This is a genomic window from Streptomyces sp. NPDC101219 (assembly GCF_044767675.1).
In the GTDB taxonomy this organism is placed as follows: Bacteria; Actinomycetota; Actinomycetes; order Streptomycetales; family Streptomycetaceae; genus Streptomyces.
The window spans coordinates 53,293-69,986 of record NZ_JBIWOK010000001.1 but is presented as its reverse complement, the minus strand read 5'-3'; the positions used below and the strand labels follow the sequence as shown (position 1 = coordinate 69,986).

The following is a 16,694-nucleotide window of genomic DNA, read 5'->3' as shown; positions in this document are numbered from 1 at the left end:
TCACGCGGTTTCCACCGCCCGGTTCCGCGGGAAGCCGGCGGGAAAGGGGACGCAACGCTCACGCGTCCCCGTACGCCTCCCCGCCGACCTCCAGGCGGGCCGTCCCGGCGGTCGCGTCGGCGAGCCAGGCGCGGAAGGCGTCCACGTCGGCGTCCGGCAGACCGACCTCGATGGTGACGTGCTCGCCGTAGCGCACGTCCCGGACGTCGCGGCCGGTGGAGCGCAGGTCGTTCTCGACCTTGCCGGCCCGCTGGTGGTCGACGGTGACGGTGAGCAGGCGGAACCGGCGGCGGGTGATCGTGCCGATGCTGTCCAGGGCCTCGCCGACCGCGCCGCCGTACGCGCGGATGAGGCCGCCCGCGCCCAGTTTGACCCCGCCGTAGTAGCGGGTGACGACGGCGACGACGTAGCGCATCTCGCGGCGCAGCAGCATCTGGAGCATGGGCACGCCGGCGGTGCCGCCGGGCTCTCCGTCGTCGTTGGCCTTCTGGACGGAGGCGTCGGCCCCGATGACGTAGGCCCAGCAGTTGTGGGTGGCGTCGGCGTGCTCGCGGCGCACGGACGCGATGAAGTCCTGCGCCTCCTGCTCGGTGGCCGCCGGGGCGAGGGCGCACAGGAAGCGGGAGCGGTTGATCTCGGTCTCGTGCACACCCGCGCGCGCGACGGTGCGGTACTCGTCCTGCATCCGGCCAGCCTATGCGCAGGGTCCCGCACCGGCCGGACCGGCTACGGCTTCGTCCCCCGCGGCACGGTGAACGAGGTGAGCAGGGCGGAGCCGGCGGTCAGGTCGGGCCAGCCGCCGCGCCAGGCCAGGACGGCGATCGCGGAGGTCGGGAACTTGACGCGGACGCGGTCCAAGGTGTCGTCCAGGCCGTCACCGGCCAGGGTGAGGACGAGGTCCTCCAGCCCCGGGTTGTGCCCGATCAGCAGGACGGTGCGGATCTCGTCGGGCACCTCGTGCAGCACGGCGAGGAGTTCCGGCACGCCCGCCATGTACAGGCGCCGGTCGAAGCGGACCGGCGGGGGTGTGCCCCACTGCGCCGACGCCCCCTCCCAGGTCAGGCGGGCGCGGACGGCCGTGGAGCACAGGGCCTGGCCGGGCAGCCGTCCGGCGTCGGCGAGCGCCCGGCCGACGGCGGGGGCGTCCCGGCGGCCGCGTGCGGAGAGGGGCCGGTCGTGGTCGGCGACGCCTTCCGGCCAGGCGGACTTGGCGTGGCGCAGGACGAAGAGGCGGCGCAGCGGGCCCGCTCCGGTTCGTTCGATCATGCCGGTGATCCGAGGTCGCGGGTGAGTTCCAGGCCGAGCAGGCGGTCGGCGTGTGCGAAGGTCTCGAACCGGGCGCCGTCCGGGAGATCGGGCGCGTGCGCCACGTCGTGAAGGACGTCGAGCACGCGCACGGCGTCCAGGTCGTTCTCCCAGGCGGACCGCAGCCGGGCGCGCACCGCGTCCGGAACGGGCCGGGAGGGCCTGGACGCCCAGTCGGCGACCGCCCGGCGCCAGTGTGCGAGGGTGCGCGCGGCCCCGGTCACCGCGGCCGGGTCGAGGCGTACGGGGGTGTCCCTGGGGTGGGAGAGGAGGGCGAGGCGGAGGGCGGCGGGGTCGGGGCCGGGGTCGGTGGTGCCGGGCGGGGCTCCGGGGTCTGCGGAGGCCGGGGCGGCCAGGCCCTCAGTGCTGTGCGTGCCGGCCGGATCCCCGGGGCCGTGCGTGCTGTCCGGGGCGGTCGTGGCGGTCAGGACCGTCAAGCCCTCGGCCACGGCGGCTGCGACCTCGACTCGCGCTCCGTCGGGTTTCGTGCCGTCCTCCCCCACCACGTGCAGGATCCTAGCCTCGCCGAGGCCGGGGTCCGCCTGCCGGTCGTCCTCGAACGGGCGTACCCCCAGGGCGGCGGCCGCGGCCCGCAGCTCCGGGCGGCCCCGGTCGGCGCGCAGCAACGCCCACACCGGAGTGCCGCCGAGCTCCAGGGCACGGACGAGCAGGTCGGCGACGACCATCACCCGCAGGGCGGTGGCGTCGAACCCCTCGGTATGGGCCTCGACCCGGGTCAGGCCCCGCCGGACGGGGGCGGCGTCGACGAGGCGGCCGGTTCGGGCGTCGGTGATGCGCAGCACGAGGCGAGCGTAGGCGTGTCGGCGGGAAGACGCAGGTCTCTCGCACACTTTCGGCGTCCGCCCGCGTGAGCGGCATGGAACGGGAGGGAGCGGGAGGGACCGGCCGGCTTCGCCGCCTCCCTGCCCCGCGCGGGGTGCTCCGCGGGGCAGGCCGCGAGCGGACCTCGGTGGATCAGGGACACACGGTGAAGGTGGCGCGGTTGTAGTAGAGCGCCCGGCCGTCGTTGCCGATCCACATGCCCCAGCGTCCGTCGTCCTGCAGGGTCATGGTGATCGAGCGGGGATGGAGCCGGGGTCAACCCGTGAGGTACCGCCCGGGGAGTACCTCTCCGCGGGACAGCCGCGGGCTCCGGATCACCGCGGGCTCCGGATCATCGCGTCCCGCGCAGGGCGGCCGGCTGTGCGGGCGGGCGGTCGCGGTCCCGTCGGCGAGCGCGCCCGGCCGCGGGGGAATCACCCGGCGGCCCCAAGTGTTCCGCCGGTGAGGGGGCACCCCTGCCACCCTCGATTCCGATCCCTTGGAGGTCCGCGGTGTACGGCGACGACGCAACCGTCCGCAAGATTCTGACCGAGCTCGGCGACACGTGGGCCGTGGTGGGCCTGTCGTCCAACCGCGACCGCGCCGCGTACGGCGTGGCGCAGGTGTTGCAGCGGTTCGGCAAGCGGATCGTGCCCGTGCACCCGAAGGCGGAGACGGTCCACGGCGAGCAGGGCTACGCGTCCCTGGCCGACATCCCCTTCGAGGTCGACGTCGTGGACGTGTTCGTGAACAGCGACCTGGCCGGCGGGGTGGCCGACGAGGCGGTCGCCAAGGGCGCCCGTGCCGTGTGGTTCCAGCTCGGTGTCGTCGACGAGGCGGCCTTCGAGCGGACCCGCGCGGCAGGTCTGGACATGGTGATGGACCGCTGCCCCGCGATCGAGATCCCCCGGCTGCGCTGAATCCGGGTCACCCTGCAAGAGAACTGACAGGGCGTCACCACTGGATCCGTCCGCGCTCCTTCTCCGCCCTGGCTGCCCTGCCTCAGGAGATGCCGAGCCCTTCCACCACGGCGGCGTCCGGGAGTTCCGCGAGCGCCTTGCCCGGGACCAGCAGCTTGCCGCGACGGCGTCCGCTGCCGACGAGTACGTACGGCAGGTCGGCCACGGCGGCGTCCACCAGCACCGGCCAGCCGTCGGGGAGGCCGAGGGGGGTGATGCCGCCGTACTCCATGCCGGTCTCGCCGGTCGCGGTCTCCATCGGCGCGAAGGACGCCTTACGGGCGCCGAGCCGGCGGCGCACCACGCCGTTGACGTCGGCACGGGTCGTGGACAGCACCAGACAGGCGGCGAGCGTCGTCTCCCCGCCCCGCTTGCCGGCCACCACCACGCAGTTCGCGGACCGCTCCGGCAGGTCCCGGCCGTAGTGCTCGACGAAGACGGCGGTGTCGGCCCAGCGCGGGTCGGTGTCGACGTACAGGATCTGCTCGGCGGGCACGCTGCCGGTCCAGGCACGGACGGCGGCGGCGACCGGCGCGGTGAGCTCGTCGAGGCACTCCGGGGCGGGGGTGGCGTGGTCGAAGTCTCCGATGGGTGCGCGCATGGCCGCACCGTAACAGCGCCACGGCGGCGGCCGGAGGGGTGTCTCAGTGCACGGGCGGCACGGACACGGTCATGATCATCTCCATCGGTACGTCACCCCGGTTGCCGTAGGTGTGCGGGGTGCTCGCCTCGAAGGAGGCGCTGGCGCCGGTGGGCACCCGGTGGTCGACCCCGTCGACGGTGAGGGTCAGCTCCCCGGCGGTGACGTGCACCAGCTCGACGGTGCCGACGGGGTGCGGGTCGGAGTCGCTGGACTCGCCCGGCATGAGCCGCCAGTCCCACATCTCCAGCGGGCCCGGGGCCTCGGCGCCGGCGAGCAGCCGGTTGTGGCTGCCGGCCTCCGTGTGCCACAGCCGCACTGCCTGGTCGGCGGGGACGACACGGACCGTGGGTCCCCGCTCGTAGTCGAGCAGGGTGGTGACGGCGACGCCGAGGGCGTCGCCGATCTTGACGATGGTGCCGATGCTGGGGTTGGTGCGGGCCTGCTCGATCTGGATGAGCATCCCGCGGCTCACCCCGGCCCGGGCGGCGAGGGTGTCGAGGGTGAAGCCGCGCTCGGTGCGCCACCGCTTGACGTTGCGCCCCAGGGACCGCGTCAGCAGCTCGAGGTCAGACACTGTCCGTCCGTTCCCGTCCGTTGCCGTCCTGTGCGGTCAATATAGAAGACCCGCCGCGGGGGCGGGCCGGCCCGCGACCGCGGGGGGCCGCCGCGTCAGCTCTCCAGCTCCAGCTGGGCGGGCCGGCCCGCCCCGTCCGGGTCCGCCGGCCCGGCCGGGCCGGTGTCCGCCCCGCCGGGCTCCCCGGGCGGGGCCCCGCTCCTCCCGTCCAGCTCCGCGAGGGCGGCCACGCTCCGCTCGTCCAGCCGCGACAGCGCCCGCAGCTGCTCGGGGGTGACGCCCTCCGGGATGGGCACGGGGGCGGGCGTGCGCAGCGGCGGCTGCCAGCCGTCACCGGGGGTCCAGCGGCGTACGACGCGCGCCGGGGCGCCGGCGACCACGGCGTGGTCGGGCACCTCGCCCCGGACCACGGCGCCCGCGGCGACCACGACGTTCCGCCCGAGGCGGGCACCGGGCAGGATCACCGCGCCGGTGCCGATCCAGCATCCCGGGCCGATCTCCACCGGTTCCATCCGCGGCCACTGCTTGCCGATCGGCTCGTGCGGGTCGTCGTAGGAGTGGTTGGTGGAGGTGACGTAGACGTAGGGGCCGAAGTAGCAGTCGCTGCCGATGGTGACCGTGGTGTCGGCGATGACGTGGCTGCCGCGGCCCAGGACGACGCCGTCGCCGATGCGCAGGATCGGCTCGGGACCGAGGTCGAGGTCGGGCATCAGGCCCGCCGTCAGGGTGACCTGCTCGCCGACGATGCAGTGGGCGCCGAGGTGGATCCAGGGCTCGCCGAACACGGTGCCGAGAGGGAAGGCCAGCCGGGTGCCGGTGCCGAGGGCGCCGAAGCGGAACCGGCCGGGGTGCTGGGCGGTCACCGAGCCGGTGCGCTGTGCCCAGGCCCAGCCCGCGTGGACCGCGCGCTGCGCGAGGCGGCGCGGCCAGGACGAGAACGTGTTCCTGCTTTTCGGCACGCGCTCACCGTAGTCGGCGGGCGCCTCGCCGGGGGCCCGGGTGACCTGTGATCTTCACCCCACCGGGGGTGGCGTACGGTGCCCCTCATCACGTGAGCAGGAGGCGACATGAAGCACAGGCCGCTGATCATCGGCATCGGCGACAAGGAACCGGCGGTGCACGAGGAGGCGTTCGTGGCGCCGACGGCGAGTGTGATCGGCGACGTGACCCTGCACGAGAAGGCGAGCGTCTGGTACGGGGCGGTGCTCCGCGGGGACGTCGAGCGGATCACGGTCGGCGCGCACAGCAACATCCAGGACAACTGCACGCTCCACGCCGACCCGGGCTTTCCCGTCACCGTGGGCCGCCGGGTGTCCGTCGGGCACAACGCGGTGGTGCACGGCGCGACCGTCGAGGACGACTGTCTGGTCGGCATGGGCGCCACCGTGCTCAACGGCGCGGTGATCGGCGAGGGGTCCCTCGTCGCCGCGCAGGCGCTCGTGCCGCAGGGCATGCGGGTCCCGCCGGGCTCGCTGGTGGCGGGCGTGCCGGCGAAGGTCCGGCGGGAGCTGACGGCCGAGGAGCGCGCCGGGCTGACCCTCAACGGCACGCTGTACGCGGAGCTGGCCGGCGCGCACGAGGAGCAGGTCTACGGGCTGTAGCCCGGCCGAGCCCCGGAGCCGGGAGCCGGGGAGTCCCTTCCCCGCCCCGGCCCGGACGGCGGGGGCCGCGGCTCAGGAGCTCCAGCTCCACTCGGCGACCTCGGGCAGGTCGGTGCCGTGCTCCCGGATCCACGCGTGGTGGCGGGTGCGCGTGTCGGCCATCCGCTGGCGCAGGGCGGCGGCGCGGACCGCGAGACCGGGCACCCGGTCGATGACGTCCATGACGAGCCGGTAGCGGTCGAGGTCGTTGCGGACGACCATGTCGAACGGCGTCGTCGTGGTGCCGGCCTCCTTGTAGCCGCGCACGTGGAGGTGGTGGTGGCCGGTGCGGCGGTAGGCGAGGCGGTGGATCAGCCAGGGATAGCCGTGGTAGGCGAAGATGACCGGCTTGTCGGCGGTGAACAGGCCGTCGTACTCGAAGTCGGTCAGGCCGTGCGGGTGCTCCCCGCGGGGCAGCAGCCGGGCGAGGTCCACCACGTTGACCACCCGGACCGCCAGTTCCGGCAGGTGACGGCGCAGCAGGTGAGCGGCGGCCAGCACCTCCTGGGTCGGCACGTCGCCGGCGCACGCCAGGACGACGTCGGGTTCGCCGCCGTCCTCGGTGCCCGCCCAGTCCCAGATGCCGGCGCCGCGCGCGCAGTGCACGCGGGCCTCGTCCATGGACAGCCAGTCGAAGCAGGGCTGTTTGCCCGCGACGACGACGTTCACGTAGTCGCGGCTGCGCAGCACGTGGTCGGCGACGGACAGCAGGGTGTTGGCGTCCGGCGGCAGATAGACCCGGACGACCTCGGGGCTCTTGTTGAGGACGTGGTCGACGAAGCCGGGGTCCTGGTGCGAGAAGCCGTTGTGGTCCTGGCGCCACACGTGCGAGGTGAGCAGGTAGTTCAGTGAGGGGACGGGCGCGCGCCAGGTGAGCCGGCGGGCGGTGCGCAGCCATTTGATGTGCTGGTTGACCATGGAGTCGACGATGTGCACGAACGCCTCGTAGCAGGAGAACAGGCCGTGCCGGCCGGTGAGCGTGTAGCCCTCCAGCCAGCCCTGGCAGAGGTGTTCGGAAAGGATCTCCATCACCCGGCCGTGCGGGTCGAGGTCCTCGTCGACGTCGAGGGTCCCGGCCTGCCACGCCTTGCCGCTGGCACCGTAGACCGCCTGGAGCCGGTTCGAGGCCGTCTCGTCGGGGCCCACCAGGCGGAAGTTCCTGCGCCCGGCGGTGTCCGCCATGACCCGCTCCAGGAGGTCGCCGAGCACCCGCGTGGGTTCGTGCAGGGTGCTGCCCGGCTTGTCGACGGGGACGGCGAACGCGTCGAGGGACGGCAACGGCAGCTCGCGCGTGAGCAGTCCGCCGTTCGCGTGCGGGGTCGAGCCGAGACGCCGGGCGCCCGCGGGCAGGCAGGCCAGGACGTCGGGCACCGGCCGCCCGCCGGCATCGAAGAGTTCGTCCGGCCGGTACGACCGCAGCCACGCCTCCAGCTGCCGCAGGTGCTCGGCGTTGTCCCGCACGCCGGCCAGCGGGACCTGGTGGGAGCGCCAGGTGTTCTCCACCGGCTTGCCGTCCACCGCGGCCGGTCCCGTCCAGCCCTTCGGGGTGCGCAGCACGATCACCGGCCAGTGCACCCTGCCGGTCGCGCCGCCTTCGCGGGCGGCGCGCTGGGCCTCGTCGATCCGGTCCAGGGCGGTGTCCATGGCGGCGGCCATCGCCCGGTGGACGGCGGCCGGTTGGTCGCCGCCCACGTAGATCGGGTCGTGCCCGTAGCCGCGCAGCAGGGAGTCGAGTTCGGCCTCGGGGAGGCGGGCGAGCACCGTCGGGTTGGCGATCTTGTAGCCGTTGAGGTGCAGGATCGGCAGGACGGCACCGTCGTGCACCGGGTCGAGGAACTTGTTGGAGTGCCAGGACGTGGCCAGCGGCCCGGTCTCCGCCTCCCCGTCCCCGATGACACAGGCGACCAGCAGGCCTGGGTTGTCGAAGGCGGCCCCGTAGGCGTGCGCGAGGGAGTAGCCGAGTTCGCCGCCCTCGTGGACCGAGCCGGGGACCTCGGGGGCCACATGGCTCGGGACGCCGCCGGGGAAGGAGAACTGCCGGAAGAGCCGCTCCATGCCCTCCGCGTCCCGGCCGACGTCGGGATACGTCTCGCTGTAGCTGCCCTCCAGCCAGGAGTTGGCCAGCACGGAGGGGCCGCCGTGACCGGGCCCCCAGATGCACAGGGTGTCCCTCCCCCGCTGCGCGATCACGCGGTTGAGGTGCGTGTACACCAGGTTCAGTCCCGGTGAGGTGCCCCAGTGGCCGAGCAGGCGCGGCTTGATGTGCTCCGGCCGCAGGGGCTCGGTGAGCAGCGGATTCGCGAGCAGGTAGATCTGGCCCGCCGCCAGGTAGTTGGCGGCCCGCCAGTGGGCGTCCAGGACGCGCAGCTCCTCGTCGCTCAGTACGGTCCGGTGATCCTGGTGCTCGGGCATCGGGGGCTCCGTGGGTGGTCGACAGGGACGGTAGGGCGGTGACGGGCGGGGGGGCGGGCTGCGGAGGGGACGGGGGGCGGGTACCAGCTTTCCGCCTTCCGATACGCCCTGCACAGCCGGACCGGCGCCGGGTGGCGCAATCCGGCCGCCGGGCCGGGCGGCGGCCGAAGGTCCCGGGGCGGAACGGGGCCTGGGGCCCGTCGGCGGGTCGTGGGGCGGGTCTGGGCGGCGCCGTGGCAGGCGGGAGTCGGACGCTCGTTCGGGGGACGCGCGGGTCGGCGGCCACGGGCGTCGAAGGGGGGCGTCGGGCGCCAAGGAGGACCGCGAACCGGGTACCGCGAGCCGCCCGCCCGTCCCGCCCCGTCTCACGTGTGCGGCACGACCGCGACGGGTGCCGCCGCATGATGGAGCACCGCATGGGTGAGAGAACCGATCCGTCCGCCGAGCGGGCCGCGCCGGATGCGGCGGCCGACGACCACCAGGGACGCCTCACGGGAGGCTTCGACCAGACGGACCGAGGGGCTGCCGCCGAACGCGTCCTCCGCGACCTCGACCCGCGGGTACCGCTCCCGCCACGGACGCAGCACCTTCGTCAGTCTCTCCGCCTCCCCCGCGGCGACCGCGTCGTACAGCGCGGGGTCGGCCGGCAGTCCGTGGACGTAGTAGGGCGGCAGGTTCCAGCCGTGCACCGCGCGCAGTGAGGTGCCGCGCAGGGCCGCCGCGGCGAAGGCGAAGCCGATCACCTCCGCGTCGGGCCGGGCGGCGTCCACGCCGAGGAGGACCGGCCGGTAGGGCGTCGCGGCGGACGGGATGCCGGCGGGGTCGGGTTCGTGCTCGTCGGCGGCCTGCTCACCGGCCCGGACCAGGACGACGGGCCGGCGGGCCCGCGCCACGACGCCGAGGCCGACGGAGCCCACCAGGAAGCCGCCGAGGGGGCCGAGCCCCCGGGAGCCGAGGGCCAGCAGCTCGGCATGGTCCGCAGCGTCGGCCAGTACCTCGGCCGGGCGGCCGTCCCTCTGGTCGGCCACGACCCCGACGCCGGTGTGCCGCAGCCGCAGCCCTTCGGCTGCCTCGCTCAGCACGCTCCAGTGACCGCCCCCGGGTGAGCTTCCCGGGTGCTGCGAGGCGACCGCGGCCTCCGCCTCCCGCTCGCGGACGTGCAGCAGGCGCAGCGGCAGACCGCGCAGCCCGGCCTCGCGGGCCGCCCACTCGGCCGCGGCCCTGCTCTCCGGCGAGCCGTCCAGGCCGGCCACGATGGTGCGGGACATGGGGAACCTCCTGGCATCCGGTGATCACCTTCAGCCTGATCCGCGCGTGCCGCGGCGGGAAGGGACCACAGGTCCCTGCACGGAGCCGAAGGGCCCGCACACCGGCGCCCGGGACGGGCGCGCCGCTCCCCCGGCCGGACCCGGGGCCGTCAGGGCCGGTTGCCGGTACCGGGGGCCGGACGGCCCATGGACACCCCGGTCACCGTGGCCGGACGCTGGAGGCAGCACCTCGTCCACCGTGGAAGCACTCCGGGAGGCCCGCCATGTTCGCTCCCCCGTCCCCCAGCATGCCGCGCGCCCTGCCCGCCGAGCAGCGGGAGCGCCTGCTGAGCACCGCCCGTGAAGTGTCCTTCCCGCAGGGCGCCCGGCTGTTCGAGGAGGGCGGCCGGGCGGACCGGTTCTGGGTGATCCGCACCGGCACCGTAGAACTCGACATGCGGGTGCCGGGCCGCCGCCCCGCCGCCATCGAGCGCCTGGGCCACAACGAACTGGTCGGCTGGTCCTGGCTGTTCACCCCGCACGTCTGGCACCTGGGCGCCGAGGCGGCCACCCCGGTGCGGGCGTACGAGTTCGACGCCCCGGCCGTCCTCGATATGTGCCGGGAGGATGCCGCACTCGGCCGGGACGTCACCCAGTGGGTCGGCAACGTGGTCGCCCACCGGCTGCACGCCGCCCGGGTCCGGCTGCTGGACCTGTACGGGCCCTACGGGGCGGGCACGGTCTGAGCCGCGCCCTCGGACGGCCCCGACGGGATCAGCCGCACCGGTGGGCGCCGCCGGTCACCCGTTGGGCCGGAGGGTCCACACGACGGTCATCTCGCCGGTGATGTCCCCGTCCTCGCGGCGGATCTCGATCGTCACCGGGAACTCCGGGCGCTTGCCGGCGTCCAGTTCCGCCACGACCTCGGCGGCGGGACGCCCCAGGGTCGCGGTGGCGGTGACCGGGCCCATCGCCAGCTTGCGGTAGGCGATCTCGGCGCGGACCGCGAGCGGCACCGCGCGGGCGAGCTGGTCCCCGAAGGCGGCGAGCACGATCGCGCCGCTCGCGGACTCGCCGAGCGTGAACATGGCGCCGGCGTGCGGGCCGCCCACGTGGTTGTGGTACTCGGCCTGGTCCGGCAGGGAGACGACGGCCCGCTCGGGCGTGGTCTCGATGAACCGGAGGTCGAGGGTCCGGGCCATGGGCACGGTGGCGGCGAGCATCTCGCCGATGGACATCTGGTCTGCGCTCATGCCCGCAGGTTACCCGCGAGTAGGCCCGGGAGGCCACCGTCCGCCGCTCACGTCCCTTCCCCGGTTGCTACGTCCCCGTCAAAGGGCGGTGACCGAATCGTGTCCGGGGCGCCGCTAGGGTGGCTGCCCATGTGGCCAGGACAGCAGCCGCCCGGGGGCGAGCAGAACCCGCAGGACAACAACCCGTACCAGCAGCCGGGGTACCAGCAGCCGAATCCGTACCAGCAGCCCGGCTACCAGCAGCCGAACCCATACGCGCAGCAACAGCCGCAGTGGAACGCGCCGACCGTGCCGGGCGACCCCAACGCCCCGAAGGGCGGGGACGGGAACCGGACCAAGCTGGTGGCGATCGTCGCGGCGACGGCCGTCGTGATCGCCGCCGGAGTGACCGGATTCCTGGTGCTCGGCGGCGACGAGGACGACACCGCGAAGGGCGGCAAGGACGGCAAGCCGTCGGCGAGCGCGTCCGCCGACCCCTCGGAGGAACCGAGCGCCTCGGCGTCCGAGGACAACCCGCGCGGCGGCGACGCGGAGAAGGCGACCATTCCCGGCTGGCAGGTCGTCGTGAACACGCGCTTCGGCACGAAGTTCGACGTGCCCGCCGACTGGGAGATCGAGACGCCCGGCACCAGCGTCGGCTTCGAGTGGGAGGACGAGGACGGCGAGATGGACCGCACCACGGTCACCGCTCCCGCCTACCTCAAGTCCGAGTGGTGCACCACCGACGACGACAAGGACGGCCGCGAGGAGGACACCGCCCTCGTCACGGCGGGCACCCGCGGTGAGAACGGCGCCAAGACGACGGACCAGGCGGCCGAGACCCGCGTGCCGTGGTGGATCTTCGGCGGCTACACGCAGCCCGACAAGAAGAGCGTGAAGACGGTCAAGCCGAAGCCGTACACCACCACCTCGGGCATCAAGGGCAGCCTCGCCACCGCCTACTCCGACGGCACCCCGCAGAAGGGCAAGTGCGACAGCGAGGGCAAGGCGGTCACCTTCGCGTTCAAGAACGGCGCGGGCGACTTCGTCACCTGGAACCTGTTCGGCGCCAAGGGCGTCAAGGACGAGGTGTCCGAGGCGACCGTGCAGAAGATCCTGAGCACCGTGCGGCTCACCGAGGAGCCCCCGACGGGCACCTGACGCCCGGTTCCGGACCATGACCGAGAGGCGGGGCGACCTGGCATTTGGCAAGTCGGCCCCGCCCCGGAGATAGTCACGGGGTGTCCACCTCCGTTTCCCGCCGCCGGCCCGCCTGGGCCGGACGCAACTACTCGTTGTTGACCGCCTCCGCCGTGGTGACCAGCCTGGGCAGCCACGGCGCGCTGATCGCCGCCGCCTTCGCCGTCCTGGCCGCGGGCGGCGGCGCGGGCGACGTGGGCCTGGTCGCCGCCGCGCGCACCTTGCCGCTGGTGGTGTTCCTGCTGATCGGCGGAGCGGTGGCGGACCGGCTGCCGAGGCACCACGTGATGGTCGCGGCGAACGTCCTCAACTGCGTCTCGCAGGCGGCCTTCGCCATCCTGGTGCTCGCGGGCGAGCCGCTGCTGTGGCAGATGATGCTGCTGAGCGCCCTCGGCGGCACCGGCCAGGCGTTCTTCAGCCCGGCCGCCGAGGGCATGCTGCTCTCCTCCGTCGAGGGGGAGCAGGCCGGGCGGGCGTTCGCGGTGTTCCGGATGGCCATGCAGGGCTCGATGCTCGGCGGGGCCGCGCTGGGCGGCGCCATGGTCGCCGTGATCGGGCCGGGCTGGGTCCTCGCGGCGGACGCCGCCGCCTTCGCGGTGGCGGCGGGACTGCGCGCCTTCCTCGACGTCAGGCACATCCCCCCGCGCGCCCCCGGCGGCGGCCTCGTCTCCGACCTGCGGGAAGGCTGGCGGGAGTTCTCCGGGCGTCCCTGGCTGTGGGGCATCGTCATCCAGTTCGCCCTCGCCAACGCGGTGGTGGCCGCCGCTGACGCGGTCTACGGGCCGCTGGTCGCCCGGGACCACCTGGGCGGTGCCGCGCCGTGGGGGCTGGCGCTGGCCTTCTTCGGCGGAGGCACCGTGCTGGGCGCGCTGCTCATGACCCGCTGGAAACCGGTCCGGCTGCTGTTCACCGGCACCCTGTGCGTGTTCCCCCTGGCGCTGCCGTCGGCCGCGCTCGCCGTGCCCGTGCCGGTGTGGGCGCTGTGCGCGGTGATGCTGGTGACCGGCGTCTGCCTGGAGGTGTTCGGCGTGTCCTGGATGACCGCCCTGCACCAGGAGATCCCGGAGGAGAAGCTGTCCCGGATCTCCGCCTACGACTGGTTCGGCTCGGTGGCGCTGGTGCCGTTGGCCACCGCGCTGGCCGGCCCGGCGGAGTCGGTGCTGGGGCGCCCGGAGGCGCTGTGGGGATGCGCCGCGCTGATCGTGGTGGCCACGGCGGCGGTGCTGTGCGTGCCGGACGTGCGCAACCTGCGCCGCAGGACCCGCACGGTCACCGAGGCCCCCGCCGGGAGCGACCGGCCCGAGGTGATCGAGCAGGCGTGAGGGGCCACGCGAGCCCGTCACCTCGGCACGCTCACCGCCGCTCGATGCGGGCGGCGGGGCACGGCCTCTCGGCCGAGACAGCCGGGGACAGCCGCGGACAGCCGGGCGAGCGCGGCGGTCAGCCGATGCCGAACGCTCCGGCGGGCGGCTCCGGCGAGGGCACGGCGTCCTCGTCCCGCACCGGGCGCGCGCCGGCCACGAACCTCCGCAGGGCCGCACCGTGCTCCACCCGGGCCGGGAAGGCGTCGGCCGCGGTGCGCCGGGCCAGCGCGGCGGTGTCCAGCGGGTGGTGGGCGGCGATCAGCAGGGCGTTGCCGAAGCGGCGGCCGCGCAGCACCCCCGGCTCGGCGACCAGCGCCAGTTCCTCGAAACGCTTCGCGAACGTCGCCAGCTGCGAGCGCAGGAAGTCGAACGGCGCCCCGTCGGCGAGGTTCGCCACATAGACCCCGTCGTCCCGCAGGACGCGGGCGGCCTCGTCGGCGTAGGCGGCCGTGGTGAGATGGGCGGGCACGCGTGAGCCGCCGAAGACGTCGGCGACGATCATGTCGGCCGAGTCGGCCGGGGCCGCCTCCAGCCAGGCGCGGGCGTCCGCGGTGTGCAGGGTGACGTCGCAGTCGGCGGGCAGCGGCAGGTGCGCCGTGACGAGTTCCAGCAGGGCGCCGTCCGCCTCGACCACCTGCTGCCGGGAGCCGGGCCGGGTGACGGCCAGGTAGCGGGGCAGGGTGAGGGCGCCGCCGCCCAGGTGCACCGCGTCCAGCGGGCGTCCGGGCCCGTCGAGGGTGTCCAGGACGTGGCCGAGCCGCCGGGCGTACTCGAACTCCAGGTGGCCGGGGTCGTCCAGGTCGACGTACGACTGCGGGGCCCCGTCGACGGTCAGCAGCCAGGCCCGTTCCCGGTCGACGTCGGGCATCAGCTTGGCGGTGCCGTGGTCGACGGCACGGGTCACGGGGATGGGCTCGGTCACCGTCCCATTGTCCCGTCCGGCCGGGGGCCCGTCGGCCGAGGGGTGGCCGGGCGGCTGCCCGCCCCGGGTGGGGGCGGGCAGCTGCGGGCCGTTCAGCCGACCTCGGTCACCGTGCCGGCGGCCACGGTGCGGCCGCCCTCACGGACGGCGAAGCCGAGCCCTGTCTCCAGCGGCACCTCGCGGCCCAGTTCCACGGTCATGGTGACCGTGTCCCCGGGCCGGGCGACGGCCGCCGCGCCGAGGTCGACGTCGCCGACGACGTCCGCGGTGCGGATGTAGAACTGCGGCCGGTAGCCGGTGGACACCGGAGTGCTGCGCCCGCCCTCGCGGGTGGACAGCACGTACACCTGCGCGGTGAACCGCCGGCTGGGCACCACGCTGCCCGGCGCCGCGACCACGTGGCCGCGGCGCACCGCGTCGCGGGGGACACCGCGCAGCAGCAGCGCCACGTTGTCCCCGGCCTGCGCCTCGGACATCGGCCTGCCGAAGGTCTCCAGACCGGTCACGACCGTCTCGACGCCGGCGCCGAGGACCTCCACCCGGTCGCCGACGCGGATCGTGCCGCGCTCGACGGCACCCGTGACGACGGTGCCCCGGCCGGTGATCGTGAGCACGTTCTCCACCGGCAGCAGGAAGGGCGCGTCGACGTACCGCTCGGGCATGGGCACGTAGGTGTCCACCGCGTCCAGCAGCGCGTCGATCGACGCCGTCCAGCGCGGGTCGCCCTCCAGGGCCCTGAGCCCGGAGACCCGGACGACCGGCGCCGCGTCCCCGCCGTAGCCGTGCGCGGAGAGCAGTTCCCGGACCTCCAGCTCCACGAGGTCGGTGAGCTCCTCGTCGCCCGCGTCGGCCTTGTTGAGGGCGACGACGATGTGGTCGACGCCCACCTGACGGGCCAGCAGCACGTGTTCGGCGGTCTGCGGCATGATCCCGTCGAGGGCGGAGACCACGAGGATCGCCCCGTCGAGCTGGGCGGCGCCGGTGACCATGTTCTTCACGTAGTCGGCGTGGCCGGGCATGTCGACGTGCGCGTAGTGCCGGGTGTCGGTCTCGTACTCGACGTGCGCGATGTTGATGGTGATGCCCCGCGCGGCCTCCTCGGGCGCCCGGTCGATGCGCTCGAAGGGCACGAAGGCGCCGCTGCCGCTGCCGCGCTCGGCGAGGACCTTGGTGATGGCGGCGGTCAGGGTGGTCTTGCCGTGGTCGACGTGGCCCATCGTGCCGATGTTCAGGTGCGGTTTGGTGCGGACGTACGCCGTCTTGGACATGGCGGTACCTCGATGTCTCTCAGTGGTGGTGCGTGACGGCCCCGGCGCGGCGAAGCGGCGCGCGGCGGGACGGGGACCCCGGGAGGAACCGGCCGACCCTCCCCCTGCGGGGTCCGCCGGTCGATCCGGGGAGGGTCAGCTTCGGGCGCCGTCGGCGGCGGCCAGGAGAGCATCGACGGCAGCCTTCGGGGCATCCGCGGCGGCGGATGCGGCGAGGTGGAAGGCGTACCGGAACATGACGACGATCCTTGCGGACGCGGGGGTCCCGCGTCGAACGGTTTTCCCGCGCGGACGCGGCGGGCGGGGAGCCGTCGGCGGTTCCGCTGCCGTGCGGGCGGGCTCAGGCGCCGATGTTCTTCAGTGCCTCCCGTACCGACAGGGGTGCGAGCCGGTCCCGCTCGCGGGCCACGAAGGCGCGGACCGCGTCCGGGTCGGTCTTGGCGTATTCGCGCAGGCACCAGCCGATGGCCTTGCGGACGAAGAAGTCGGGATGGCCCGACCGGCGCACGCAGTAGCCGAAGAGCCGGTCGGTGTCGGTGCGTTCCTTGTACCGCAGTTGGTGCAGCAGCGCGGTCCGCACCAGCCACAGGTCGTCGTCGCCGCTCCAGGCGTCCATCTCCGCCGCGAGGTCCCGGTCGGCGGCGACCAGCGCGCCGACGACGTGGGCGGCGAGCAGGTCGACGGTGTCCCACCACGGAACCGTGGTGAGCAGGTGCCGGGCCACGGGCAGGAAGCCGGAGGAGCAGTGCCGCACGTGGCGGCGCAGGTAGTCCACCGCGAAGTACCGGTACTCGCGCTCGGGCAGGTCCCAGCAGCGCAGGGCGATCGCCGTGCAGTCTGCCTCGGTGGGGAGGGGCAGGCCCTCGACCACGGTGCGGGACAGGGCCCGGCGGACCGGGGTGGACAGGCCGAGGAACGGCGCGACGTCCTTCATGTAGGCGCGCATCCCCACGGCCCGCTGCGGGTCGGCCGCCGTCGGGTAGACGGCGGTGAGCCGGTCCAGGACGGTGTCGGCGAGCGGACTGGCCGGAACCTTCCGGGGGGCGCCCGCGGCGCCGGCTGTGGCGGGGTTCATGAGACGCACACTACGGCGATCACCCCGGCGC

The 16,694-nt window shown here is 74.4% G+C and carries 17 protein-coding genes; 5 read left to right on the top strand and 12 right to left on the bottom strand.

Going from position 1 to position 16,694, the window contains the following annotated elements; translation table 11 throughout:
* Positions 1-58: 58 nt before the first annotated feature.
* The 3 genes from ACIRPP_RS00375 to ACIRPP_RS00365 are packed head-to-tail and all read right to left on the bottom strand — an operon-like array spanning position 59 to position 2,108.
* Positions 59-685, bottom strand: coding sequence for a YigZ family protein (locus ACIRPP_RS00375; RefSeq protein ID WP_403636651.1), 627 nt, complete (start codon positions 683-685; stop codon positions 59-61).
* A 41-nt stretch (positions 686-726) separates the two neighbouring features.
* Complete coding sequence (locus tag ACIRPP_RS00370; protein WP_403636650.1) at positions 727-1,266, bottom strand: SixA phosphatase family protein; 540 nt, start codon at positions 1,264-1,266, stop codon at positions 727-729.
* Positions 1,263-2,108, bottom strand: a complete 846-nt coding sequence (locus tag ACIRPP_RS00365) for a hypothetical protein (protein WP_403636648.1) — start codon at positions 2,106-2,108, stop codon at positions 1,263-1,265. Before ACIRPP_RS00365 ends, ACIRPP_RS00370 begins: the two co-directional genes overlap by 4 nt.
* 531 nt (positions 2,109-2,639) lie before the next feature.
* Between ACIRPP_RS00365 and ACIRPP_RS00360 the strand changes: the two genes are divergently transcribed.
* Entirely contained in the window at positions 2,640-3,047 is a 408-nt protein-coding gene (locus tag ACIRPP_RS00360) for a CoA-binding protein (protein WP_403636646.1), read from the top strand.
* An 82-nt stretch (positions 3,048-3,129) separates the two neighbouring features.
* Here the strand turns inward: ACIRPP_RS00360 and ACIRPP_RS00355 are convergent, their stop codons facing one another.
* The 3 genes from ACIRPP_RS00355 to ACIRPP_RS00345 form a co-directional block, all read right to left on the bottom strand.
* Positions 3,130-3,687, bottom strand: coding sequence for a YbaK/EbsC family protein (locus tag ACIRPP_RS00355; protein WP_403636644.1), 558 nt, complete (start codon positions 3,685-3,687; stop codon positions 3,130-3,132).
* Between the two features lie 43 nt (positions 3,688-3,730).
* Positions 3,731-4,303, bottom strand: coding sequence for an XRE family transcriptional regulator (locus ACIRPP_RS00350; protein ID WP_164335830.1), 573 nt, complete (start codon positions 4,301-4,303; stop codon positions 3,731-3,733).
* A 95-nt stretch (positions 4,304-4,398) separates the two neighbouring features.
* Positions 4,399-5,262: an acyltransferase gene (locus tag ACIRPP_RS00345; protein ID WP_403636642.1), complete on the bottom strand. Its 864-nt coding sequence runs from the start codon at positions 5,260-5,262 to the stop codon at positions 4,399-4,401.
* Positions 5,263-5,370: 108 nt separating this feature from the next.
* Between ACIRPP_RS00345 and ACIRPP_RS00340 the strand changes: the two genes are divergently transcribed.
* Positions 5,371-5,904 carry a gamma carbonic anhydrase family protein gene (locus ACIRPP_RS00340; RefSeq protein ID WP_403636641.1) on the top strand — a complete coding sequence of 178 codons (534 nt, stop codon included), beginning with the start codon at positions 5,371-5,373 and terminating at the stop codon, positions 5,902-5,904.
* Between the two features lie 72 nt (positions 5,905-5,976).
* Here ACIRPP_RS00340 and ACIRPP_RS00335 read toward each other — a convergent pair whose 3' ends face one another.
* Complete coding sequence (locus tag ACIRPP_RS00335) at positions 5,977-8,355, bottom strand: phosphoketolase (protein ID WP_403636640.1); 2,379 nt, start codon at positions 8,353-8,355, stop codon at positions 5,977-5,979.
* Between the two features lie 365 nt (positions 8,356-8,720).
* Positions 8,721-9,623 (bottom strand): universal stress protein, encoded by a 903-nt coding sequence (locus ACIRPP_RS00330; RefSeq protein ID WP_403636638.1) that lies wholly within the window; start codon positions 9,621-9,623, stop codon positions 8,721-8,723.
* Positions 9,624-9,886: 263 nt separating this feature from the next.
* On the opposite strand from ACIRPP_RS00330, the gene ACIRPP_RS00325 reads away from it, so the two are divergent.
* A complete protein-coding gene (locus ACIRPP_RS00325) occupies positions 9,887-10,348 on the top strand; it encodes a cyclic nucleotide-binding domain-containing protein (RefSeq protein ID WP_403636636.1) in 462 nt (153 codons plus the stop codon).
* Positions 10,349-10,402: 54 nt separating this feature from the next.
* On the opposite strand, the gene ACIRPP_RS00320 is transcribed toward ACIRPP_RS00325, so the two are convergent.
* Positions 10,403-10,840, bottom strand: a complete 438-nt coding sequence (locus ACIRPP_RS00320) for a DUF4442 domain-containing protein (RefSeq protein WP_403637544.1) — start codon at positions 10,838-10,840, stop codon at positions 10,403-10,405.
* A 144-nt stretch (positions 10,841-10,984) separates the two neighbouring features.
* On the opposite strand from ACIRPP_RS00320, the gene ACIRPP_RS00315 reads away from it, so the two are divergent.
* A complete protein-coding gene (locus tag ACIRPP_RS00315; protein ID WP_403636634.1) occupies positions 10,985-11,995 on the top strand; it encodes a hypothetical protein in 1,011 nt (336 codons plus the stop codon).
* Between the two features lie 80 nt (positions 11,996-12,075).
* A complete protein-coding gene (locus ACIRPP_RS00310) occupies positions 12,076-13,356 on the top strand; it encodes an MFS transporter (protein ID WP_403636632.1) in 1,281 nt (426 codons plus the stop codon).
* A gap of 118 nt (positions 13,357-13,474) precedes the next feature.
* Here the strand turns inward: ACIRPP_RS00310 and ACIRPP_RS00305 are convergent, their stop codons facing one another.
* The 3 genes from ACIRPP_RS00305 to ACIRPP_RS00295 form a co-directional block, all read right to left on the bottom strand.
* On the bottom strand, positions 13,475-14,320 hold the full coding sequence (locus ACIRPP_RS00305) for a spermidine synthase (RefSeq protein WP_403636630.1): 846 nt from the start codon (positions 14,318-14,320) through the stop codon (positions 13,475-13,477).
* Positions 14,321-14,412: 92 nt separating this feature from the next.
* Positions 14,413-15,588 (bottom strand): elongation factor Tu, encoded by a 1,176-nt coding sequence (tuf, locus tag ACIRPP_RS00300; protein ID WP_403636629.1) that lies wholly within the window; start codon positions 15,586-15,588, stop codon positions 14,413-14,415.
* A gap of 340 nt (positions 15,589-15,928) precedes the next feature.
* Positions 15,929-16,663 carry a DNA alkylation repair protein gene (locus ACIRPP_RS00295; protein ID WP_403636628.1) on the bottom strand — a complete coding sequence of 245 codons (735 nt, stop codon included), beginning with the start codon at positions 16,661-16,663 and terminating at the stop codon, positions 15,929-15,931.
* Between the last annotated feature and the right edge of the window lie 31 nt (positions 16,664-16,694).

Excerpts from the sequence above, each read along its gene's own strand:
- ACIRPP_RS00320 (WP_403637544.1), bottom strand. The coding sequence starts at position 10,840 with ATGTCCATCGGCGAGATGCTCGCCGCCACCGTGCCCATGGCCCGGACC.
- ACIRPP_RS00325 (WP_403636636.1), top strand. The coding sequence starts at position 9,887 with ATGTTCGCTCCCCCGTCCCCCAGCATGCCGCGCGCCCTGCCCGCCGAG.
- tuf (WP_403636629.1), bottom strand. The coding sequence starts at position 15,588 with ATGTCCAAGACGGCGTACGTCCGCACCAAACCGCACCTGAACATCGGC.
- ACIRPP_RS00375 (WP_403636651.1), bottom strand. The coding sequence starts at position 685 with ATGCAGGACGAGTACCGCACCGTCGCGCGCGCGGGTGTGCACGAGACC.
- ACIRPP_RS00315 (WP_403636634.1), top strand. The coding sequence starts at position 10,985 with ATGTGGCCAGGACAGCAGCCGCCCGGGGGCGAGCAGAACCCGCAGGAC.
- ACIRPP_RS00330 (WP_403636638.1), bottom strand. The coding sequence starts at position 9,623 with ATGTCCCGCACCATCGTGGCCGGCCTGGACGGCTCGCCGGAGAGCAGG.
- ACIRPP_RS00295 (WP_403636628.1), bottom strand. The coding sequence starts at position 16,663 with ATGAACCCCGCCACAGCCGGCGCCGCGGGCGCCCCCCGGAAGGTTCCG.
- ACIRPP_RS00370 (WP_403636650.1), bottom strand. The coding sequence starts at position 1,266 with ATGATCGAACGAACCGGAGCGGGCCCGCTGCGCCGCCTCTTCGTCCTG.
- ACIRPP_RS00335 (WP_403636640.1), bottom strand. The coding sequence starts at position 8,355 with ATGCCCGAGCACCAGGATCACCGGACCGTACTGAGCGACGAGGAGCTG.
- ACIRPP_RS00355 (WP_403636644.1), bottom strand. The coding sequence starts at position 3,687 with ATGCGCGCACCCATCGGAGACTTCGACCACGCCACCCCCGCCCCGGAG.
- ACIRPP_RS00340 (WP_403636641.1), top strand. The coding sequence starts at position 5,371 with ATGAAGCACAGGCCGCTGATCATCGGCATCGGCGACAAGGAACCGGCG.